This window comes from Nostoc sp., from assembly GCF_036916735.1.
Classification (GTDB): Bacteria; Cyanobacteriota; Cyanobacteriia; order Cyanobacteriales; family Nostocaceae; genus Nostoc.
The window spans coordinates 92,502-116,145 of the sequence record NZ_JBALFV010000100.1 but is presented as its reverse complement, the minus strand read 5'-3'; the positions used below and the strand labels follow the sequence as shown (position 1 = coordinate 116,145).

The window sequence follows — 23,644 nt, the reverse complement described above, 5'->3', positions numbered from 1 at the left end:
CTAGTAATTATCTAATTTTCATCAAACATAAATTATTTAATTATTTATTAAGTTCTGTTGCTATCTTCAGATAAAAGCACGTATGTCTAATGATAGAGATAAAATTTATTCCAACCGATTGATGACATTTAAACATAAACATGTATTAATGAGGTGATTAGGAGCTATAAATTTAGTGAATAATTGATTTTTGCTGAGGAGAAAAAATAATGGTTGTAGGTCTACATAAACGTGCTGTAGGTGTTTTTTCACATCGTCGAGATGTTGAACATGCCCTACATGAATTAAAAAAAGTTGGTTTTGACATGAACAGAGTCTCTGTCATTACCCAGGATGGAGACAGAGATGATATTTCTGGGGCTGAAGTACGCGATCGCGTCGGTGATAAATCTGACGAAGGCGCTAAAGTCGGAGCAGTTACAGGTACTGCTTTGGGCGGATTGACTGGCTTATTAGTTGGTCTTGGGACTTTGGCAATTCCTGGAATCGGGCCAATTATGCTAGCTGGAGCCGCAGCAACCACTTTAGCTACCACTCTGACTGGAGCTGGTATTGGTGCAGTAGCTGGTAGTTTGCTTGGTGCATTAGTTGGTTTAGGAATTCCTGAAGAACGAGCCAGAGTTTACGACGAACGCGTCAGACGGGGACACTATTTAGTCATCGTAGACGGCACAGATACAGAAATCGCCAGAGCAGAAGCAATTTTACATCAGGGTGGGGTCGAAGAGTTTGGCATTTATGACAACCCAGATGCTATAAATACAAATACTAATTATGTCGCTCCAACATCTAATCTGGCTGATAGTGGTGTTGCCAGACGCGCGATTGGAGTCTTTTCTCATCGTCGAGATGCAGAAGCAGCAATTACAGAATTACGAGATGCAGGTTTTCCTTTAAGTAGAATCTCCATCATAGCCAAGGATACCAATGGTCAGGGGATCGGTGGTGTAGATGTAGATAAAAATGTCGGCACAGGAAATAAAGCAGACGAAGGTGTAAAAGCTGGAGCAGCTACAGGCGGAGTTGTAGGCGGTTTGACTGGCTTATTAGTTGGTCTTGGAACTTTAGCAATTCCTGGAATCGGACCCGTGATTGCAGGTGGTGCAGCAGCCACCGCTTTAGCATCAACATTGGCTGGTGGTGCGATTGGTGCAGCAGCTGGGGGTATTGTTGGTGGACTAGTTGGCTTGGGAATTCCTGAAGACAGGGCGCGAGTTTATGGCGATCGCTTCCAAAGAGGTGACTACTTAGTAATTATCGATGGTACCGAAGCTGAAATCCGCGAAGCTGAAGCGATTCTTAGACGTCGCGGTATTGAAGAATTTGCTATGTATGATGGCACCGATTTAGGCGAATATCGCCCAGATTTAGATCGAGGAACATATCATGATACAGGAGCTGTTAATAGCGATCGTACCGATTATACAACAGGTCTTCATGGAGACGAGCCTCCTGTAGTCATTATTGACCGTCGTGATGAAACACTCTAATTTAAGATAGTTGTCACTCACACTAATTTCCTCTCAATTCAGGAGCAAGAACATAAAAACACTTTGCTCCTAACTTAAGAAACTTGCTCCTTACTTCTGCCGTTAATATCCACAAATTCGACAAGTTTCACTTTGCGATTCAGAATTAAACCTATGCAAAAGCTAACTCCTTTCTTAATTAGTTCACTTTTAATTTTTGGTGTTGCTGCTTGTGATAACGCTTCTAAAACAAGTGAATCTGCACCCAACAATCCTAACGAAGCTCCACAATCACCGACTGCACAAACAACAACAGCTTCTCAACAAGACGCTCAAAGTGAAGTTCGTAGAAAACAACTTAATTCTGATATCCGTGCCCGTGAACAACGTAATAATACAACTGGTGGCGATGCCCAAAGAGCTACAGAAGACCTAGCAAGTGAAGTACGCTCCAAGTTAGAAGCTAACATACCCAAGAGTCAACTAACAGTTGATGCAACAAAAGATGGGATTGTCACTGTCGGGGGAACTGTTAACAATCAGAAGGAGTTGGCTAAGATTGAAACTTTAGCTAAACAGATTAAAGGTGTTAAAACTGTAGTTGTTAAAGCAACTGTTACTCCACCAACAAAATAAAGCAGTTAACAACAAATGAAACTGAGTAGGTAGGCAAAAATAAGTTGAGATTCCTACTCAGTATTAGTGATCAGTTATACTGATTACTGACTACTAAGAATTGACAACTGATGATCTGAATAATTATTATATTTATTAATGCTCAGTTCAGTTATACAATCTCTCTGTACTTACGGAAAATATAAATTATGGAAACCGAACAACAGCAAGGTGAATCCATGAATGCCTCCTTCTCACAAGGCACGCTAGCAATTGAAGGTGCAGATACTACAAACTTACCAAAGTTACCACCAGCACCTGAACCAGAATCTCAATGGCAGCAAATTAGCAGACAAGTTTCTCAATTTTTGGAGCAATTACCTGAATATATAAGTAGCTTTTTTAATAACTATAAGCAGCCTATAACAACAGTTGGTTTAATTTTAGCCGCAATTGTTACAGCCAAGATAGTACTAGCAGTACTGGATGCAATTAATGATATTCCATTACTATCACCTACTTTTGAGTTAATTGGAATTAGTTATGCTACTTGGTTTATTTTTCGTTATTTATTGAAGGCTTCAACCCGGCAAGAATTAGTCGATGAAATTCAATCACTGAAAAACCAATTTGTGGGCGAATAAATTTACCAATTATTAAACTAATTCGCAATTAAGTTTTGTGACGGAGATTTAGGCCCCGACACAAAATCCCCTGTCTATACAAGCAGGGGACTTAAACTTCCAAACTAGGTTAAATTAGTACCGCAAGGCGTAAGTCAAAAGTTAAAAAAATTGTATTATACGCTCCTGCGACATTTGAAATGGTATGTTTATTTTTGAAATTATATATCTGGTGCGCGCAGCGCAAGCGCGATAGGCAGAGAGTAGGGAGTAGGGAATAGGGAATAAGGCTTTTCAAATTGTACCGAGCTTTTTCAGAAATTAAATATTAGTCCTATAGCTAAGTCTGTTTCCTGGTATAAAACGTGTTTTACTCCTAAATTCTGAATTCTGCTGAATTAGTCTTTTTGATACATCAAAAGATAGAGAAAATAACATTATATTTAATTTTAAATCACTTCTAAAGATAGTAGAACGAAGCTGAAAAACAGCCTAATCTAGGCTTTGAAGTTATTTAATAGATTCTTTAACGAGGACATAAATTATGACTAATGAAGCAGTTAAGAGAGATATAGATTCATCTGATAGAGCAGAAGTAGATACATATGATCGTGGCATCATCCCAGCTGAAACTGCTGCTCGCATGGAAAGAGAAGGAGATAAGTATAAAACACTCCCCACAGAAGAACGGGAGGCAGATGCACCTACGGATGACCAAACCGATTCAGAAAGTATACGCACCACTGACGGCTATACCGTGGACAGAGAAGGTTTGTCTAATAACTATGCAATTGAACCGGAAATGTATTACGAAGAACCGGGTGATGCACGCCAACAAGCCGTAGAAGATAGAGAAGAACGTATTGAAGAACTTGGAGAAGTTAATCAGGACGACGAGGAAGGCAAGTTGACAGATAGGGGTGACAGCCGAGGTAGAGGCCCAGGAATAGTTTAATTAACAACTTCCTTTGGCTGGGTGCAATTGCACGTCAGAAGGCTAAATAAGTGGTTTTTAGAGACGCAATGATTGCGTCTCTATTTATATGGCAATACGCTTAGGTTAAGAAGAATAGTAGGTTGGGTAACGCTTATGCTCAACCCAACCTACGCTAGTTTTAGTTTTTAGCTTTAACCCAAGCGTATTGATTTATATGAACGAATAAAGTGCAAGCTGACATAGAATTGTATAAGAATTTTTAGCTTGTAATAGCCATGTTAGAAAAAAAGCCCTTAGTTATCACTAAAGAAGATGAGCTATTCCCGCTATTCCCACGTCTACCAATTATCACAAGTCTTCAAGCTGGTTAGTATGGTGCTTCATTTGGATATATGTGTCAACCTGCTTATGAATTTCCTGAAGTTTGCACTCCCCTATAGCACTCTATAACCATTTTCACTCATGGAGTGCGGGTAATTCATGCTGAACGGAAAATGGATGGACGCAAGCATCGTGACGCTACAAACTCCCATATTTTACACTTTGTGCGATCACGAAATGATTCTCGACTTATTTGAAGCTGCTACAGGCTACCGAATGGTCAACAATAATTAATTATTTTCGCATCGGTGGGCTTGCTGCTGACCTTCCTTGGGGCTGGGTGGACAAATGCGAAGACTTTTGTAATTACTTTGCACCAAAAATTGATGAGTATGAAAGACTGATTACCAATAATCCCATTTTTCGCCGCCGAGTTGAGGGTGTGGGCGTTTTAAGTCGTGAAGATGCGATTAATTGGGGGATTTCTGGGCCGATGTTACGGGCTTCTGGGGTGAAGTGGGATTTACGAAAGGTTGACCACTACGAATGCTATGACGATTTTAACTGGCAAGTACAATGGGATACAGCAGGAGATTGTTTTGCCAGGTATCTCGTCAGAATTGGAGAGATGCGTGAGTCAGTCAAGATTATTCAGGAAGCACTTAAGGGATTACCGGGTGGTGCATACGAAAATTTAGAAGCTCAACGCCTGGTAGCAGGTACTAAATCTGAGTGGAACGGTTTTGATTACCAGTTCATTGCTAAAAAAGTTGCACCCACATTTAAGATTCCTCAAGGCGAAAATTATGTCCGTATAGAGTCAGGGAGAGGAGAATTAGGAATCTATATTATTGAAGACGATGGTATCTTTCCCTGGCGTTGGAAAATTCGTCCAGCCGATTTCAATAATTTACAAGTTCTACCTCAGTTAATCAGAGGTCAAAAAATAGCAGATATTTTCGTCATCCTGGGAAGTGTCGATGTTGTGATGGGATCGGTAGACCGATGAATGGGCACAAGGGAACAAGGAGAATAACCCATGCCCAATACTTTGACTTACCTCGGCTTACTTCGACTACGCCCAACTCTACCAGAGGCTGCGCCCTAAGCGTAGCTATGCCGCAGGCTTTACGACTACCAAGAGGACAAGCTTAGGACAAGCTCAGTACAAGTCGGTCAGTACAAGTGCCCAATACTTCGACTACGCTCAGTACAAGTGCCCATTCCCCATTTTTTAAATGATCAACGGCTCAAGTTTACGATCATGCCATTGTCTCTGATACCATTCAGCAACCAAAGGACGGACAATAAACTTAGGCTGACCTTCGCCTTTAACGTCAATGCGTAAACCTGAGTAAGGTCGTCGCTTCTGAAAACCTTGACCATTGCGACCAATGAAGAGATGCGATCGCGCCACTAATCTATTTTCCTCCATTAAATCTGCTCCCTCAATCCGTTGGCGTCGCAAACTAAACCCGCTACCGCCACAAACAATCCAGTGGATATGAGAATCAGCGTGTCCTGTATCCATTGTCTCTAGGTGTTCCAAGCAGTGGGCGTGACCGTTTAATACTAAATCAACCAAAGAACGCCCCTGAGTTAGGGAACCTATTTCTTTAGCTACTGCATCCAACACACCACGGAGGCGATCGCGAATTATTAAAGTTTGTGCTTGTTGCCACTTTGTCGCTTCAGTTACATAGGGAGGATGATGGAAATAAATCACCCTTCCCCGAACTTCAGAATTATTCCAAGATTCAATTAATCTTTGCTTAAGCCAGTCTAGTTGTTCAGTATCAGTCAGCGTTGTTTTATCAGCAGCTAATTGCTTTTTGATATCAACAATAATTTCTTCAATTTGTGACACCTTGGCGTGGTAGTCGTCTAATTGGTCAGCTTCAATAGGGTTTTCTGGACGAAGCTTGGCTGAGGCTTCAATGATTTGTTGCTTTTCTTGTTCTAAATCTTCACGACGTTTTTCTAAAATTCTGCGATCGGCATCGCCTTGTTTTGTTTTAGGTAGAGGCGGTGGATCGTTAAATGTATTTGAATCCAAGGCAAAGAAATCAACACCGCCATAGCGAAAAGTGTAGTAGCGATTGGGAAGGCGGGTAAAATGTCCAGGCTCATAGCTTAGACAATAACCTGTATCTGTTTTAGCTGTGTAATACTGATTTAAATGATTATTTAACTCTCCTGGAAGCTGAAGCGCCTGAAGATAGTCTAGAAATGCTTGTGCGTAGGCTTCACCCGTTCCTGAACCATGCAAGCCTACATCCAGGTCTAAGCGTGATCGCAATAGGCGGCGAATGGGTAATGTTGTCAGAGAGGCCAAGCTCAATAGAATCGGCAAGTTATAGTAATCGTGATTACCCGGTACAGGTAAAATGGGCAGCTTAAAAATCATCTCGTCATAAGCAATCCTTTGAGGATGCTCTCCCCCCAAGATAAACTCTCGGTAAGGCTCGATGAAGTTCTGCTGATAGTATTCACTCGACCCCACTAAATAGATTACATCCCCGGTATGCAACATAAAACGGGATTCGCTGTGATGGGGCAACATAAGTTCAGCCACCTTTCGCTGAGGATTATGTCCCCGGTGCTTGCCGGAACCACTATCACCTACAACTAAAAATGAGAACTCAGAATTGTCTGTTTGGCCATTTTCCAACACTAGGCGAGTTTGGTCGATGTTTCGTTCCACAATTAATGGATCTTGCCACCGTACCCGTTGATTCATCTTAGAAATTTTGTTAGCGATCGTTGGATCAGATACAAGTTTCAATGCAACCTACTCCTGAGTTTTCAATTGAAGGGGAGCAGGGGATGTAGGGGAGGTAGGAGGAGCAAGGGGACAAGAAGAATAACCATGCCCAATGCCCAATGCCCAATGCCCAATGCCCAATGCCCCATCCTCACTCCTCTATTGTGTCTTTCATCTCAATAGTCAGATTAGGGAGTCCCTCTAGTTTTTCGGTAGGTTCAACTTCTTCTACTAATGGCACAAAAATGTTTAAACCTGCTGGTACACACTTAATTTCTACAGGTGTTTTGCCTATTATTTCACCATCTAAAACAACCTTTTGCGGTGGGTTAGTTGTAATTTTAAATTGTTTGGCTCGCAGAAAACCAATATCATCCCGTTCTACAGCGTTACCTGTAGAAGCCGTTTGGAATAGATGAAATGTAGCTGCGATCGCTCCTGCCTTGTTAACTGAAGCTACAATCGTTAAATCTAGTAACCCATCATCATAAATCAGACCTGCTGGCCCTTGAGCTAAGACTGAAGTAGGAGGCGCGGCATTTGCTACTGTAACTGCACAGGCACTAGTTTTAATTATCCTGTCTTCTGTTTCAATTTCAACATCAAAGTTTTTTAAATTTCTCAGTTGCTGAATTCCAGCGAAAACGTAGGCCATCATTCCAAAGCGATTCTTAGCATCCCTGTCTGCCAATTCTACAGTTTCAGCTTCAAAGCCAATACCTGCCAAAAGTACCATTGGCCGATCATTGCAATAGGCTACGTCTATATGGCGGGTTCCTCCCTGCAAAATTGTCTCACACGCACCTGCGATCGTGTCGGGAATTCCTAAAGCTGTAGCAAAAGCATTTGCTGTTCCTCTGGAAATGATGCCAAATGCAATACCAGTACCCACTACAGCCGCCGCCGCCGCCGAAAGAGTGCCATCTCCCCCCGAAGCAATGATTACATCTACTCCCCTCCCTACCGCAGCATAAGCCAGTTCGTCAGCGTCGATTTCTTCAGTTGTGAGATAAATATCTAGATCAATTTCTGGCTCTAAGATTGCCCGAATTTCTGCCAGTTCTATATGTGGGTCACCCTGACCCGCAACTGGATTAAAAATGAGGCAGGCGGAACGATTCATAAAATATAAAGGTTAAACTTAGATCACTAAAATACCAAATTATTTTTAGCATTCTTGTGAAATTTCGGCTTCCTTCTGGCGGCTGGTTTACCTTTTGTAAGAAGTTTAGAAGTCTTCTGCATCGGAACATACCAATGCTGACGGGTATTTAAGTATCTTTTGTCTTTATTGGAACAATCTAAATTTTGCCATGCGTCAATTATTACTAGTTTTAGCAAGTATGCTAACTCTCAGCAGTTTAAATACTCCCACCGTGACAATAGCAGGTACAACGCCTGATTTACGGGAGATGCGCTTAGTTCAAAGGGTCAACTGCAATAATGCTCAAACTCAAATAGCAATTAATGAATGCGCGAAGTTGTCTTATCAAAAGGAAGATAAAAAACTGAATCAAGTTTATCAACAATTGTTATCTACTTTAGAAACGTCTAGGAAACAAAAATTGATTGCTGCACAACAAGCATGGCTCAAGTTTCGAGATACTAATTGTGAGTTTGAAAGAAGTAAATATGAGGGAGGAAGTATTGCCCCTAGCATTTATTCTGGTTGTCTAGAAAATATTACAAAACTGCGTACTCAAGAATTACAGGAATATCTCAAATCTGACCCTTGATCTAGTTGAATAAAACTGCAACACGAAAGTCATTAGTCATTGGTCATTAGTATCAAAAAAACCACGCCTACAAAGGACGTGGTTTTAATTAGTCTGATATTATAGGACTAATATTTGATTTCTGAAAAAGCTCAGTACAACTCGAAAAACCTAATTCCCTATTCCCCACTCTTTGCCTCTAGGCTTGCACTGCGCTTGTGTGCGAGACGCTTCTCTTTGCACAGAGGCTTGTCTGCGACACGCTACTCGCATTCGCCAACGCGAACGCGCACTACCGCGCACTACGTAGATAATTTCAAAAATAAAATACGATTTTTATAATAAGTCATAAAATAATTTAAACCGTTCGACTAATATTTTTGAGTCACTAATTATACCAATTTGGTGTACAGCTTCACAAAGAAACAGTATTACGCAAAATACCTCTCAAACTATTATTCCTTTGCGTTCTCCGTGTCTCTGTGGTTCGATTTTCCTTCATTTTGCGTCAGTCCTATTAATGTTATCGAAGTAGCGATCGCCGAACGTCTTTATAGCAGTTTTCAATCAATGTACCGTGTATTTATGTGGTTTTTTAAAATAAACGTATAATATTATACTAAAATGATATTTATTTAAATAGAATTGTTTAAGATTCCTGTAACAAACTTTAGGTAAAGAATTGTAATCCCAAATCCAAAATCCAAACTCCAAAATTGGTATGAGTCCCTGACTACGGTAGTCTAGATGAGAGTGAATTTATCACCTAGTTTGACATATTGTTTTATGACTTCAGTTGTTTCAAGTCCCCCACGCACTATTCGTATTGGTTCACGCAAAAGCCAACTTGCTCTGGTTCAAACATACTGGGTACAAGAGCAGCTAAAGAAAAGATTCCCTGATATCACTTTTGAAGTCCACACCATGTCTACCCAAGGGGATAAAATCTTGGATGTAGCATTAGCTAAGATTGGCGATAAAGGACTTTTTACTAAAGAACTTGAACTCGGAATGCTCAATCAGGAGATTGACTTTGCCGTTCATTCCCTCAAGGATCTGCCGACTCACTTACCAGAAGGGTTAACGCTGGCAGCAATTACTGAACGGGAAAATCCAGCAGATGCATTAGTGGTGCATGAAAAGCACAAAGATAAACAAATTGATACATTGCCAGAAGGCGCGGTAATTGGTACATCTTCGCTGCGACGGTTAGCACAGTTACGCCACCATTTCCCCCACTTTACCTTTAAGGATGTCCGGGGAAACTTGATTACACGGTTGGCAAAACTGGATGCAGGCGAATACGATGCCCTAATTTTAGCAACAGCAGGGTTAGAGAGATTAGGAATGGGCGATCGCGTTCATCAAATTCTCCCCAAAGAAATCTCTCTCCACGCCGTAGGACAAGGTGCTTTAGGGATAGAATGCCGTGCTGATGATAGTGAATTGCTATCTCTACTCAAAGCGATCGAACACCCCGAAACACGCGATCGCTGTCTCGCCGAAAGGTCTTTTCTACGCTCTTTAGAAGGCGGCTGTCAAGTACCTATTGGTGTAAATACAGAAATATCTGGTGATAATTTGACCTTAACAGGGATAGTCGCCAGTGTAGATGGTCAAAAACTCGTAAAAGATACCGTCACAGGGATTGCCAATAATGCTGAAGCGCTAGGCACAGAACTAGCAGAACTATTGCGGCAACAGGGAGCGCAAGAAATTTTGTCAGAAATTTTTGCAGTGATTGGGCGCGGTTCCTAAGCAATTGGGCAAGCCGATGTGATTAGATAAGAATTGATCGCCGTTGCACTCTCATACGTGCCAGACGCGACATATCGCGTTGGTCGGGATCGTAGAGTTAATTTCACAATTATAGACTCAGGGAAGCAAAAATTACCATGCGGATTCTATTTGTTGCAGCAGAGGCAGCACCCATTGCCAAAGTAGGAGGAATGGGTGATGTTGTCGGGGCATTACCCAAAGTCCTGAGAGAAATGGGGCATGATGTGCGGATATTCTTGCCTTACTACGGCTTCCTGCCAGACAAAATGGAAATTCCCTATGAACCCATCTGGTGGGGAGATGCCATGTTCCAACACTTTGCAGTATACGAGAGTGTTCTGCCTGGTACTGATGTTCCCTTGTACTTATTTGGACATCCTGCCTTTATGCCCCGCCGCATCTATTCTGGAGAAGATGAAGACTGGCGGTTCACTTTGTTTGCTAATGGTGCAGCTGAGTTTGCCTGGAATTACTGGAAACCAGAAATTATCCATTGTCACGATTGGCACACGGGGATGATTCCCGTGTGGATGCATCAAGATCCTGATATCACCACAGTCTTTACCATTCATAATCTGGCTTATCAAGGGCCGTGGCGTTGGTATTTAGAAAAAATTACTTGGTGTCCTTGGTATATGCAAGGACACAACACAATGGCGGCGGCAGTGCAATTTGCCAATAAGGTAAATACAGTTTCGCCCACCTATGCCGAGCAAATTAAAACACCTACTTACGGTGAAACATTAGAAGGTTTGTTGTCCTTTATTAGCGGTAAGTTATCTGGAATTATCAACGGGATTGATACTGAAGTTTATAACCCAGAAGATGATAAATACATTGCCCAAACCTTCACTGCTGATACTTTAGATAAACGCAAAGCCAACAAAATTGCTTTGCAAGAAGAAATAGGATTAGAAGTTAACTCCAAAGCCTTTTTAATTGGGATTGTGACCCGATTAGTGGAACAAAAAGGCATTGACTTGATATTGCAAATCCTTGATCGCTTTCTCTCCTATACAGATGCACAGTTTGTGCTGTTAGGGACAGGTGATCGCTACTATGAAACTCAGATGTGGCAATTAGCATCCCGCTTTCCCGGACGTATGGCAACTTATCTACTGTATAACGATGCTTTGTCTCGCCGGATCTATGCTGGCACTGACGCTTTCTTAATGCCTAGTCGCTTTGAACCTTGCGGTATCAGCCAAATGATGTCTTTACGTTACGGTTCTGTGCCTATTGTCCGTCGCACAGGCGGATTAGTTGACACTGTAAGCCATCACGATCCCGAAAATGCAGCAGGCACCGGTTATTGCTTTGACCGCTATGAACCGCTAGACCTTTTCACCTGTATGATCCGGGCTTGGGAAGGCTTCCGTTTTAAACCACAATGGCTAGAACTACAAAAACGGGGCATGGGCCAAGACTTTAGTTGGTATAAATCTGCCAAAGAGTACGTGAAGTTGTACAGGTCAATTTACGGTTTGCCAGAAGAAGAAACACCACAACCAGAGTTAGTGTTAAACGAAGCGATCGCTAATAGCAAGTCATAAAGTTCTGTAGGGGCGTACAGATGTATCATACGTGCCAACTCTAATTTTTGGGACTCATGATAGCATTGTTCAGATTAGTCTGATATCTGAAGATGCTAATCATGAGTTTTTTTGTAAGTATTTAATTTTCATGAAGATGGTATAAACTAAAAAAAATTTTTTTGTAAACTTGTAAGTATTCATATCTAGATAATTATATATTATTTATTGTATTGAGATACGCAAGTATCCTTTTTATATTTTCAAGCTTTAACTAGGAAAATATTGATTGCTGTACATAACACAATTAATTTAGAAAATGAATTAGACTTTGCTTTTTTTTGATATATTGGCATGTCTCTCTATAGATTTTTTGAATGGCAAATTTCACTATTGAGAATGAGACATAAGAAATTTAAAAATTTAGATTTATTATTCCTCCTATAACAATTTAATCTTTGTTGTATAACCAAAATGTTAGTAGAAAAAACTCAGACGCAGCCTATTTATAGTATTCCTTCAATCAGGAATTATCGATGGTCTACTCACCTTGATTTCTTAAGAGGTTTAGCTTCTTTGTTAGTTCTTCTCGGCCACATGAGAATTTTGTTATTTATAGAATATTCAGAAATTAGAAATCCTAGTTTTTTGATAAAAAGGTTAAATTCATTAACAGTATTGGGTCATCAATCTGTAATGATTTTTTTTGTGCTAAGTGGATTTTTTATTTCAGCTAGTGTAATAAGAAGGATTCAGCAAAAGCAATGGTCTTGGGTTAATTATTTAGTAGATCGTTTAACACGTTTATATATAGTATTAATTCCTGCTTTGTTGCTATCTTCTTTTTGGGATTCTCTTGGTATAAAAATATTTGGTACTGGACAAAATAGCTTTTATGGAGAAAAGTTTCACAACGGTCATTTAGCAACTTATAAAATTTTGGAAAATTTCACATTTCAAAATGCTTTGGGAACTATAGCTTTTGTCCAAACAATTTTTGTAGATTTATTTGGTTCAAATAAGGCAGTTTGGAGTTTAGCCTATGAGTTTTGGTACTATATACTTTTTCCTGCAATCATTCTACTTTTTTGGGTTAAATCCTTAAAGGCACGTGTTTTCTACGGTTTTTTAGTTTCAGGCATATTATTAATGGTTGGTTCGGAAATTAGAATTTATTTTCTGGTTTGGTTGATGGGAGCATTAGTTAGTATATGTCATCCTTCTAAATATCTTAATAATAAGAATATTTTAAATTTACTTACTATTTTTTCTATATTAATTCTGTGCATTGCATTAATAAGTGAGCGTTTTATTAACCGGGAAATAGCAGATTTTTTCATTGGAATTTCTACTGCTGTCATGATATATCTTCTAGTTAATAGTCGTAGCCAAATAAGGCAAAAAGGAGCATACGAAAAATTTTCTAAAGGTTTAGCAGGATGTTCATACACTCTTTATCTTGTCCACATGCCGATACTATGCTTTATCAGGGCATGTGTAATTGGTGATCGCCCTTGGGAGCCAGATATTTTTCACGTATTCTTGGCACTTATTATAGTTGTATTTGTATTTTTATATGCGGTTGTCATCGCACATTTTACTGAGGCAAAAACAGGCAAGTTTAGAAAACTAGTCATGTCTTGGATAGAAAATAGAGCTTTAAATCAAGCTTAACTGGTATGCCGATTAGCATCTGATTTCTTTTTCGTACTCAGTGGATTTATTAGATTTTATATTTATCAATCTGATATAGGGAAACCGGATAAGTTTACGCCTTTTGTTTTTAAAAGATTTATCCGAGTATATCCATTATATTGGAGCATTTTAGGCATCAAGATTTTAGTTTCCCTATTTAATACTGGTAAAGATAGCATTTATCAGCGAAGTGTAGACGAAATTATCAAGGCTGTTTTGTTGCTACCTCAAGAGCATTCTATTCTAGAGAGTAGTTTTATTGGTGTCAGTTGGATGCTCTGCTATGAAGTTTTTTTCTACTGTATATTTAGTTTCCTAATATTGAAAAATTCAAAAATATCCTAGGCAATAATTTTTACTTGGATAATTGGTATAATTCTTAATATTTTTAATGTTTTACCAATTGGCAAAATTTTTCTACTTAACTTGATATTTTCTCCACATAATCTAGAGTTTATGCTGGCTTGTTTAGCTGCTTGTACAGTATATAAATATCAATTAAAGTGTATAAAATTATTAATTTACCTCTCAAGAATTTTATTTAAAATATCAGTTATAAATACAAAATATCGTGAATTTGATGTTTCAGGCATCTCTCCATTAGTAGCTTATAGAATTTCGTTTACACTCTTGATTATCGAATCTGTTTATTTATAAGTTTCAAATACAATAAATGTATCACTAATTCTAATTTATTTAGGCAATGCCTCTTATTCGATATATTTAACACACAGGTTTTTTTGAAGCAATATGAGTAAAGGTTTCAATAAAATTACAAATAAATTCAATATCTTACATGTGGAGCAATACAGCATATATATGACAACGCTATTGCATCTGTAATTATTATAGTAGTAGCTATGGGATGCGTAATCCATTCTTATATTGAAAAACCATTAATTGTAACTATTAGAAAAAAGTATTTGCTCAAATGACTTGACACTGCTAACAAAGCAAGGATATTTAATTCTAAATCTAAGGCAGTTTTTAACGAACATAATTTTGACCACTACCTCCTACTAAATTATTTTTGATAAAGTGATATTATAGAATTGAATAGCTTTTAGATTAAAAATAAATGAATAATCCAAATTTTATATTATTGGAAATAAATCACTTAAGTCATAGTTGTGTCAGCGTGAATTGCATATAATTAAAGTTTTAGAAAAACGACGTTTTGACATCTTTAATTTTAATTAATTACTTATTTTTTATAATGGTTCCACACGAAAGTGTGTAGAGTATGTCACAATGTTGATATACCAAAAACTATAAAAATAAAAAACCGTAAAATATCATCCGCAGGAGTAATAAGTAGGAGTCAGAAGATTGATAGACGCAATGGAATTTTTTCAATTAAGTGCTGGTAAGTGGCGATCGCAACGTGCAACTCATCACCTGCCTTTTAAGCGCTCAGAAACCGGAGAATCTGATATACAGGTAGAAACTCTGGACGCCAATCATCCAGAAATTATTGAACTGTGCCAGTATCATCAGATTGACCCCAGCCTGTCAGTAGGTGGGTCACGGGTGCGTTGGCTGGGTACAATGGCTTGGGATAGAGAAAATGACGAGAACCATCAAGGGAAAACCATATTTGCGATCGTGCCTGATGGCGATAACCCAAGAGCTGGTAGATTACTCCGTGAAAGAGGCTACGCTGAAATTATGCCTGTAGTCGGTCTTTTTCACATGGATGATGAAGATGGGCTAGTGTTAACAACTGAATACGAAACAATGAGTTCCATTGAGAGATTCTGGTTCGCCAGCCCAAATATGCGACTGCGAACCAGTACAGTGAAGCGCTTTGGTGGCTTCAGCACTGCATCATTTTGTACCGAAACTCGCATTGAAGCTTCCAACCCAGAACAAATAACAGAAAGACTTGGGTCGGATGTTCTAGAAAAAAAACAGTTTTATTCAGTTTTGGGCTGGTGAATGATTCTCAAGCAGACCGATGCTTTTACTCGTGGTCGAGATTATCTGCATCGAGTACAGGGGTTTGCCCTAGAACCGGGTATGGTGGATGTGTTCGATAACGTGCGCGATCGCATCCCCATTTGTACTTGGATCGGCGATAATATTAACATTGTTAACGCTCAGATAAACATCTATCTAGACCTTTGTCATGAGTGCTTTCATTCCCAAGAGCGTCGCCACATCCAAATTTTTGCAGTCCCTATAGCTCAATCCTTCGGCATCGATGGACTGTGCAACATTCTCACAAGCCCAGTAACTATTCTGATAGATGTCGGTCGAGTTGCACCTAGAGACTGGTTTGGTTTAGTGATTCATGAATACGCCCATGCCCATCTAGGAGACTTTGGTCACAATCAGCAGTTTGCTACCATCCTATCTCATCTATGTTTAGGACTAGGATTGGAACCCCCCTACTGCGAACCAGGGATGGAAGCAACTTTGCGTAGTTGGCCTTACTGTAAGTCAACCATAGATCCCTTGGAATTTTGGATAGGTCAGCCCGTTCCCTACGGGAGGCTGCGCGAACGGGGAGTTAAAAGTTAACACTGAGCAAAGTCGAAATGTCAAAAGTCAAAAATTTTGAACCCATACTTTAGCTGCTTTCGACTTACTTCGATTACGCCCAACTCTACCAGAGGCTGTACCCTAAGCATAGCTATGCCGCAGGATTTACGACTACGCCCCTCGGCTTTGCTCGGGTCAAGCTCAGTATAAGTCGCTCAGTAACCATGAATAAATTTATTTGCTCTGAGTCAACTGACGTAGTATTTCTTGCACTACGTGTCACTACATACATGTTTTTTATTTTGCATAAATAAATTTGCTTGCTCTGTACCTTTTTATTTCTCGTCAATGGAGTAGAGACGCGATTAATCGCGTCTTTACTAGGGAATAGGGTTTTTCAATGTTGCATTCCCCATTAATTTATTTTGCTATATGTTAAAAATTGTTGCTTTATTTCAAAAAAGTGAAACTTAATCTTCTAATCTGAAGTATGTGAACAAAATTTTTTAGGTAGTTATTAGGCTGAAAGCCGCACTCCTTTACAGATTAGCTATGGGTTGAATCCAATAAGCTAATCCTTGTTTTTCGGGATAGTTAAATTCTTCTTAGTTAAGTTTCGTGAAATTTTATCAGAATCTGAAGTTCTGACACAACTACTCCCTTAATATATGATTTAAAGTTGTTAACTTTAATTAAGAATATGGAGGCTTTAGAGTGGCAATTCCTCTGTTAACATACGACCCTTCAAGTCAGAATCAGCGTGTAGCTGCATACGAAGTACCGGGTGATGAACAGCCCAGGATTTTTAGTACAGACAACCTGCTTTCTCCGTCAGATTTAGACCTTCTGATCGAAGCAGCATATCGTCAAATTTTCTTTCATGCCTTTGCTGCCGATCGCGAAACATTTTTAGAGTCTCAACTCCGTAATGGACAGATTACAGTGCGGGACTTTATTCGGGGATTGCTGCTTTCCAATACCTTTAAGAAAAGCTTCTACGACCTCAACAGTAATTATCGCTTTGTTGAACAGGTAATCCAGCGCGTTCTAGGACGCGACCCATACAGTGAACGGGAAAAAATTGCCTGGTCAATTGTAGTCGCTACCAAAGGTATTAGAGGCTTTGTTGATGAAGTCCTTAACACTGAAGAGTACCTGAGCAATTTTGGAGACTCCACAGTGCCTTATCAGCGCCGTCGCATACTGCCATCCCGCGCTGAGGGTGAGTTGCCATTCAACATTAAATCTCCGCGATACGAGGCTTACCACCGTGCCCAACTGGGTTTCCCCCAAATCATTTGGCAGGTCGAAGTACGCAGATTCCTTCCACAAGAGCAAAAACCCAAGGCAGGCGATCCAGCTCTATTCTTGTCTATGGCACAAAGTGTCAATGCAACTGGCAATGTGCCACAAAGGATCTCGTCATTCAACATCGATATCGAAAAGTCTGTACCTTATCGGCAACTGGCAGGAATTAAATAACGGTTTTTGTTCGACGGCTGTCTAGTACATCCATTTACTCATTTTATAGCGTGCATAAGTCTTGGGTTAGTTAGGAGTTTCATTTAGGTATAACTAGTGGAACAGACTCTATCCCATGTCTGATGCACGCTAGTTGTTAAGGGGCATTGGGCATTGAGAATTTTGAGCTATAAGTGCCCCTTTGCCTACACACCGATAGAATATTTTTTAGTTGGAAGTCCCGAAATGGCTATGTTTTCAGATATGGAATGAGTTTAAAGTGCAATTCGTCTTTTTAATATCTCCAAAAGTTTTGTAAAGTGGCTAGGAGGGTTTGCTGTCACCTCAATCAACTCTCCAGATATAGGATGCTGCAATTTTAGTCGCCAAGCGTGCAGTGCTTGACCGGGTAAATTGACCCCCACTGAATGACCAGAACTATAAACTGGGTCGCCGACAATGGGATGACCCATTTTAGTGCTGTGGACGCGAATTTGATGGGTGCGTCCAGTTTCTAGTTGGAAGTGAATTAAGGTGAAGTTACCGAGGCGTTCTAGTACTTGCCAATGAGTGACGGCGGCTCGTCCGCCTTGTTCAATAGGCATAATAGCCATTTTTTTGCGGTCTTGTGGATGGCGACCAATGGGTAAGTCAATTATGCCATTTTCAACTTTTGGCGCACCATAAACTACGCCCAAGTATTCTCTCCGTGCGGTTTTAGCTTTGAGTTGTGCTTGTAGATGATGATGGGCAACTTCTGTTTTCGCGATCGCGATCGCACCTGTTGTATCCTTATCTAATCGATGGACGATTCCCGGACGTTGGACTCCGCCAATTCCTGGTAAATTAGGGCAGTGTGCCAATAGAGCATTTACCAAAGTGCCATCTGGATGACCAGGCGCAGGATGGACAACTAAACCTGCGGGTTTGTTGAGAATAAGTAGCTGGTCGTCCTCATAGAGGATATCTAAGGGAATATCTTCTGCAAGGAGTTCTAAAGGTTGTGCTTCTGGTATTTCGAGAGTGATGCGATCGCCTAACTTGACATTAATCTTTTTAGATGTGCAAACTTTGTCATTAAGTTGAACATTACCCTGTTCGATTAACTGTTGGATGCGGGAACGGGATAAGTCTGGTAATTCTTGGGAAAGGTAACGGTCAAGGCGATCATTGCCTTTAATGTTAAGACAGTGTATCGTATCCCTGAAGGAAAGTAAAGTAGAGGCTGCACCTTCTAGCGGAGTTGACAAGCGTTCGCTATTTTCTTGGATTTGTAAATTAAATTCGCTCACAATTGCTCTAAATTATTAATTCCCCTTTTTTAAATAAAGCGCGGAATGCTTGAAAAGGGCAGTTATAAATCAATACGCTTGGGTTAGCGCCAAAAAACTTAAATTGTGTAGGTTGGGTCAATCCTATCTTTCCTAATCATTAGCTTATATAAAAATCCTATTTGATTTTTGAAAAAGAGTAGGAGATAATACGGCAAAGTGTACAAGTATAAAAGCAGACTATAACAAAGCAGTATCTACAAATTGCAACACTAAAGACGGAAGTGCTAACTGCGCTCGCGTGCGTGAATAGGCTGACAGTTTGGGAACCGATCAAGAATGCTCATGCAAGTTAGACTGCTCTATAAGTTGCGAGCCTGCTTTGGTGAGTTCTAATCTCTTTACTGTAGCAAGAATAGCCAGAGAATACATAAATATAGGATGCGGAAAATTTAATTTTATAAACGAAAATTTTATTTAATTTATTTTTTAAGTAGCTTTCACTATTTCAAATGTATAATCTATTATTAATTGATATTTATTGAATGTATAATCTATTATTGATTATTATTTATATTCATCGCTATTACTTGTTTATTGGTTGGGATTATGGAAGGTAGAGTATCTTATTAAAAAATATAAGACAGTATTACCTAGTACTCATTTATCTACAGAGTTAGGCAAGTTATAATTACCTTAACTTATACTTCAAAAATCATAAGCCATTATATGGATAGTTAGCACGTTTATGGCACTATTCAATGTCTCAAGACTTATTAAACTCCTTTCAAGAAGCATACAGCAATCTCGAACTGTTTCCGTTGATGGAACAGAACGAAATGGAAAGATTTAGAGTTGAATATGGTGATGATTTGATTGCAGACCTGAACCAATTAGTCGAAGATAGTCCTAATGGAGATGGCAAAATTGTCTTTACAGGACATCGGGGATGTGGTAAGTCTACTTTGTTAGCTGAGTTTAGCCGACAAATTCAAGATAAATATTTTGTAGTTCTCTTTTCTATTGCCGATAAAATTGAAATGTCGGCAGTTAATCATATTAATATACTGTTTGCGATCGCAGTTAATTTAATGACAGAGGCAGAAGCACGCAAAGTTGATATTCCGCAATCTACTAAAGAAGCTCTTTATAAGTGGTTTGCTACCCGCACTCGCACTGAAGAATCGAATTTGCAAACAGAAGCTAGTATAGGTTTTGACCTTTTAAAATTGATTAGTTCTAAATTAAAAGCTGATGCTAGCGTTAGAGATGAAATTAAGCAAGAATTTGAACGCAAATTATCAGATTTAGTTGCCAGAATTAACGAAATAGCTGCTTTAATTCAAGCTGCAACTCAACAAAACGTTTTAGTAATTATTGATGATTTAGATAAACTTGACTTAGGCAGAGTTAACGAAATTTATCGAGATAACATTAAAGCTCTTTGCCAACCTAACTTTCAAATTATCTATACTATCCCGATCGCAGTACTTCGGGAAACGTTTATCAGCACAATAATTGCCACTGAAACTAACGATCAAGTTGTGGCAATGCCTGTCTTAAAAATTTTTGAGAAAGGTAAAAATCGCTTCCTTAATGCCCAACCTCGCCCGGAAGCAACAAAGATTCTCGGTGAAGTTTTACAAAAGCGGATTCCTTGTGAATTAATCACGACAGAAACTGCTGAAAAAATTGTAATTTCCAGTGGTGGCGTATTGCGAGAGTTAATTCGGATTTCTAAGGAATGTTGCCGCATTTGTTTGCGAATGATCCGGCGAAATCCCTCAGCCGAAGTTATTATTGATGATAAAATTCTCTTGCAAGCAATCAACAAAATCCGCAATGATTTTTCTATCCGCCTAGGAAAGGTTGATATAGATATTTTGCAGAGTGTTTATGAGCAATTTATGCCTAATGACCCCAAACAAACAGAGTTTTTAGATTTGTTACATGGATTATATGTTCTAGAATATCGCACTGATGAAACTTGGTACGATGTTCATCCAATTATTATAGAAAGCTTGAAAAGACAGGGAGCAATTAATGTTAAATGATGAATTATTAGATGAGGAAGAAGAAAATCAAGACGCGTATGATGATTTAATTGTTTCTATTGAAGCTCAAAAGCGAGGATTAAATTTACTAATTGCAGTTTGCGATGATGCTAACTTTCGTGATGATATTATTGCCCAATATGAAGCCGAACTACAAGCCGCTTTCTGTACATATCGAGTGACATTAGCACGTCAGGAACCAAGCCTAAAAGCTGCTCTTAACCAACTGGTACAACAAGAAGAATATCTTCGTCAGCAAAACCCGGCAGTGATTACTGTGACGGGTGCAGAACAACTTTATTTTCTCAGATTGGGAAAAGAGCAATCAGAACAGGAAAAATTTTTTGGTTACTTACAGTGGACAAGAGAAGGATTGCGCGAATTTCCCTTTGCGATCGTGCTTTGGGTAACTAACCAAATATTAGTCAACCTGATTAAAAAAGCTCCTGACTTTTGGAGTTGGCGCAATGGTGTATTTCGGTTTGAATCTAAAAAGACGAATGCTATTCCTGGCAAAGAACTAGAACCTATACGTTTTGTTTTTAGAAACACAGAATTAGCCAGCACAGATACTAATGAAGATAACTCTTTTTTCTTGCCCATCCAAGATTTACAAGGGTTAATCGAGAAAGTAGAACAAGAAGGGGGAACTAAAGACCCCAGTTTGGCTACTTTATACTCAAGCTTAGGTGATATTTATCGCAGTAGATTAGAGCGGGGTGAGTCTCAGAATTATCAAATAGAACAAGAACTAGCAATAAAGTATTGGCGTCAGGCGATTGAGCTACAAAATGAATCAGGTTTGCAGATAGATTTAGCTAATAGCCTCAACAACTTAGCAGGAATATATCGTGCAACAGGAAACTACAGTGAAGCCGAACCATTATATCAGCAAGCTTTAGAACTAAGGAAACGTCTGTTAGGAGAAAATCATCCTGCTTTTGCTACTAGCCTGAATAATTTGGCAGGACTCTACAAATCTACTGGACAATATAGTAAAGCAGAACTTCTATATCAACAAGCTTTAGAACTGAGGAAGCGTTTCTGGGGAGAACATCATGCCGATGTCGCTGCCAGTCTGAACAATTTGGCATTACTATATGATGAACAAGGACGTTATGACGAAGCAGAACCTTTATATTTGCAATCATTAGAACTCGAAAAACGTTTGTTTGGTGAAAATCATCTTTCTTTCGCTCTGATACTGAATAATTTAGCGCTACTTTATTATCATCAAGGACGCTACAGTGAAGCTGAACCGTTATCCCAACAAGCAATAGAACTAGATAAGCAATTTTTGGGAGAAGAAAATCCTGATGTTGCGACAGATTTGCACAATTTAGGTTTAATATACCGCGCTCAAGGACGCTACAGTGAAGCAGAATCTTTGTTTTTGGAATCGTTAGAACTCAAGCAGCGTGTATTACAAAAAGCGCATCCACTATTAGCAGATACTATCTATGCTCTTGGTTATATGTACAGGGAGCAGGGGCGTTATAATGAAGCGGAACCCTTATGTATAAAAGCCTTAGAACTTGATAAGCACCTATTGGGAGAAAATCATCCCAATGTTGCCGAAAGTCTCAATAATCTCGCAGAAATTTATCGTGCAACTGGGCGCTACAGTGAAGCAGAACCGCTTTATTTGCAAGCTTTAGATATTTGCGGACAAGTTAGGGGTGTTGAGCACCTTCGTTGTGTGGCTGTGCGGGAGAATTTAGAAAAACTTGCCGCCGCAATGCAGAATAATGGAGAGTGCGATCGCATTACATAGAGCAAAAATCTAATGTTGAGTTAAGCTAAACGTTAAAATATCATATAAAATGGGATATTTTCATTTTGAGACTCTAATCTAGAGATAGCAAAATGGCTAAAGATGCTTTCCATCAACAGGTAAAAAAAGCATTAAGAAAAGATGGGTGGATAATTACTCACGATCCATTTACAATTCGTATTAGCGAAGCAATTAAACTACAAATAGACTTAGCGGCTAAAAATGCCATTGCCGCAGAACGTAATACTGAGAAAATAGCTGTTGAAATTAAAAGTTTTATTGCAGATTCAGATATCAGTGAATTTCATACTGCACTTGGACAATATTTAAATTACTGTCAAGCTATTGAAGAAGAGGAAGCAGATAGAGTGCTTTATCTAGCCGTTCCTATAGAAACATATCAAGACTTTTTCCAACTTTCTTTTGTCCAACGCACCCTTCATCGTTACCAAGTTAAGTTAATAATTTACGACCCAAAACATGAGGAGATTCGGCTATGGATAAAATAAAATGCTATCGACAATTTATTAAACAAATTTTAAGTGAACATCAACAAATTGAGTCTAATACCGATACTGTCAAATCACAATTAATTTTAGACAATGAAAACGACCATTATCAATTAGCCTATGTTGGCTGGCAAGGAGATAAGCGGGTATTTGGCCCGGTCATGCATTTTGATATTCAAAATGGGAAAATATGGATTCAGTATAACGGTACAGAAGAGTCTGTTGCTGAACGATTGATTGAGTTAGGTGTACCCCCTTCTGATATTGTCATTGGGTTCCATTCTCCTTTTAAGCGCCAGTTTACCTCTTATGCTGTCGAGTGAACTTCAACTCAAGCTAGGACTTATACCAATTCTCTATGAACATGCACTTAATCATGAAAAACGAACCGCCAAGAACGCCAAGAACGCCAAGGAAGATAGAGGTAATTATTTAGTGCAAGCTTATAGAGAATTGGTATTACACAAAAAACCTCTCTAACTCTTATTCCTCTGTGTTTTCTGCGTTTTCTGTGGTTTGATTTTGCGTGACCTGTGCGTGAGTCCTATCAAGCGATCAATACATGAATATTGAACAAGTAGTAAATGGATAAAAAAGCGATCACTCTGAATCTCCAACTTGTTTAAAAAGTTGGGGATCAG

19 protein-coding genes and 1 pseudogene are annotated in these 23,644 nt (G+C 39.3%); 17 read left to right on the top strand and 3 right to left on the bottom strand.

Going from position 1 to position 23,644, the window contains the following annotated elements; genetic code table 11:
- Positions 1-209: 209 nt before the first annotated feature.
- From V7L20_RS23415 to V7L20_RS23395, 5 genes and pseudogenes are all read left to right on the top strand, one after another.
- Positions 210-1,490: a histidine kinase gene (locus V7L20_RS23415; RefSeq protein ID WP_334746379.1), complete on the top strand. Its 1,281-nt coding sequence runs from the start codon at positions 210-212 to the stop codon at positions 1,488-1,490.
- A gap of 153 nt (positions 1,491-1,643) precedes the next feature.
- On the top strand, positions 1,644-2,105 hold the full coding sequence (locus V7L20_RS23410; RefSeq protein ID WP_334746378.1) for a BON domain-containing protein: 462 nt from the start codon (positions 1,644-1,646) through the stop codon (positions 2,103-2,105).
- Positions 2,106-2,293: 188 nt separating this feature from the next.
- The gene (locus V7L20_RS23405; RefSeq protein ID WP_334746377.1) at positions 2,294-2,728 is read left to right on the top strand and encodes a CAAD domain-containing protein; all 435 of its coding nucleotides are present in this window, start codon (positions 2,294-2,296) and stop codon (positions 2,726-2,728) included.
- 523 nt (positions 2,729-3,251) lie between these two features.
- Complete coding sequence (locus V7L20_RS23400; protein WP_334746376.1) at positions 3,252-3,662, top strand: hypothetical protein; 411 nt, start codon at positions 3,252-3,254, stop codon at positions 3,660-3,662.
- Between the two features lie 495 nt (positions 3,663-4,157).
- Positions 4,158-4,974: pseudogene (locus V7L20_RS23395) on the top strand (NAD(P)H-quinone oxidoreductase subunit H); the annotation flags it as partial.
- Positions 4,975-5,199: 225 nt separating this feature from the next.
- On the opposite strand, the gene V7L20_RS23390 reads toward V7L20_RS23395, so the two are convergent.
- Both V7L20_RS23390 and V7L20_RS23385 read right to left on the bottom strand, forming a co-directional pair.
- Positions 5,200-6,750 carry a metallophosphoesterase family protein gene (locus V7L20_RS23390; RefSeq protein WP_334746375.1) on the bottom strand — a complete coding sequence of 517 codons (1,551 nt, stop codon included), beginning with the start codon at positions 6,748-6,750 and terminating at the stop codon, positions 5,200-5,202.
- A 130-nt stretch (positions 6,751-6,880) separates the two neighbouring features.
- Complete coding sequence (locus V7L20_RS23385) at positions 6,881-7,852, bottom strand: YegS/Rv2252/BmrU family lipid kinase (RefSeq protein WP_334746374.1); 972 nt, start codon at positions 7,850-7,852, stop codon at positions 6,881-6,883.
- A 190-nt stretch (positions 7,853-8,042) separates the two neighbouring features.
- On the opposite strand from V7L20_RS23385, the gene V7L20_RS23380 reads away from it, so the two are divergent.
- The 7 genes from V7L20_RS23380 to V7L20_RS23350 all read left to right on the top strand — a co-directional run bounded on the left by V7L20_RS23380 (position 8,043) and on the right by V7L20_RS23350 (position 17,416).
- The gene (locus V7L20_RS23380) at positions 8,043-8,465 is read left to right on the top strand and encodes a lysozyme inhibitor LprI family protein (RefSeq protein ID WP_334746373.1); all 423 of its coding nucleotides are present in this window, start codon (positions 8,043-8,045) and stop codon (positions 8,463-8,465) included.
- 765 nt (positions 8,466-9,230) lie between these two features.
- Complete coding sequence (hemC, locus tag V7L20_RS23375; protein WP_334746372.1) at positions 9,231-10,202, top strand: hydroxymethylbilane synthase; 972 nt, start codon at positions 9,231-9,233, stop codon at positions 10,200-10,202.
- A 137-nt stretch (positions 10,203-10,339) separates the two neighbouring features.
- On the top strand, positions 10,340-11,776 hold the full coding sequence (glgA, locus tag V7L20_RS23370; protein WP_334746371.1) for a glycogen synthase GlgA: 1,437 nt from the start codon (positions 10,340-10,342) through the stop codon (positions 11,774-11,776).
- 453 nt (positions 11,777-12,229) lie between these two features.
- Positions 12,230-13,429: an acyltransferase family protein gene (locus tag V7L20_RS23365; RefSeq protein WP_334746370.1), complete on the top strand. Its 1,200-nt coding sequence runs from the start codon at positions 12,230-12,232 to the stop codon at positions 13,427-13,429.
- A gap of 1,362 nt (positions 13,430-14,791) precedes the next feature.
- The gene (locus V7L20_RS23360) at positions 14,792-15,388 is read left to right on the top strand and encodes a phycobiliprotein lyase (RefSeq protein ID WP_442943618.1); all 597 of its coding nucleotides are present in this window, start codon (positions 14,792-14,794) and stop codon (positions 15,386-15,388) included.
- Complete coding sequence (locus V7L20_RS23355) at positions 15,389-15,973, top strand: hypothetical protein (protein WP_334746369.1); 585 nt, start codon at positions 15,389-15,391, stop codon at positions 15,971-15,973.
- A 675-nt stretch (positions 15,974-16,648) separates the two neighbouring features.
- Complete coding sequence (locus V7L20_RS23350; protein WP_334746368.1) at positions 16,649-17,416, top strand: phycobilisome rod-core linker polypeptide; 768 nt, start codon at positions 16,649-16,651, stop codon at positions 17,414-17,416.
- Positions 17,417-17,670: 254 nt separating this feature from the next.
- On the opposite strand, the gene V7L20_RS23345 is transcribed toward V7L20_RS23350, so the two are convergent.
- Positions 17,671-18,591: an RluA family pseudouridine synthase gene (locus tag V7L20_RS23345; RefSeq protein ID WP_334746402.1), complete on the bottom strand. Its 921-nt coding sequence runs from the start codon at positions 18,589-18,591 to the stop codon at positions 17,671-17,673.
- Positions 18,592-19,427: 836 nt separating this feature from the next.
- Between V7L20_RS23345 and V7L20_RS23340 the strand changes: the two genes are divergently transcribed.
- The 5 genes from V7L20_RS23340 to V7L20_RS23320 all read left to right on the top strand — a co-directional run bounded on the left by V7L20_RS23340 (position 19,428) and on the right by V7L20_RS23320 (position 23,483).
- Positions 19,428-20,720, top strand: coding sequence for an ATP-binding protein (locus V7L20_RS23340; protein WP_334746367.1), 1,293 nt, complete (start codon positions 19,428-19,430; stop codon positions 20,718-20,720).
- Positions 20,710-22,494 carry a tetratricopeptide repeat protein gene (locus V7L20_RS23335; RefSeq protein WP_334746366.1) on the top strand — a complete coding sequence of 595 codons (1,785 nt, stop codon included), beginning with the start codon at positions 20,710-20,712 and terminating at the stop codon, positions 22,492-22,494. Before V7L20_RS23340 ends, V7L20_RS23335 begins: the two co-directional genes overlap by 11 nt.
- Positions 22,495-22,586: 92 nt before the next feature.
- Complete coding sequence (locus tag V7L20_RS23330) at positions 22,587-23,003, top strand: XisH family protein (RefSeq protein WP_334746365.1); 417 nt, start codon at positions 22,587-22,589, stop codon at positions 23,001-23,003.
- Positions 22,991-23,326 (top strand): XisI protein, encoded by a 336-nt coding sequence (locus tag V7L20_RS23325; RefSeq protein WP_334746364.1) that lies wholly within the window; start codon positions 22,991-22,993, stop codon positions 23,324-23,326. The genes V7L20_RS23330 and V7L20_RS23325 overlap by 13 nt, the downstream gene beginning before the upstream one ends.
- The gene (locus V7L20_RS23320; protein ID WP_334746363.1) at positions 23,313-23,483 is read left to right on the top strand and encodes a hypothetical protein; all 171 of its coding nucleotides are present in this window, start codon (positions 23,313-23,315) and stop codon (positions 23,481-23,483) included. Before V7L20_RS23325 ends, V7L20_RS23320 begins: the two co-directional genes overlap by 14 nt.
- The last annotated feature ends 161 nt before the right edge of the window (positions 23,484-23,644 follow it).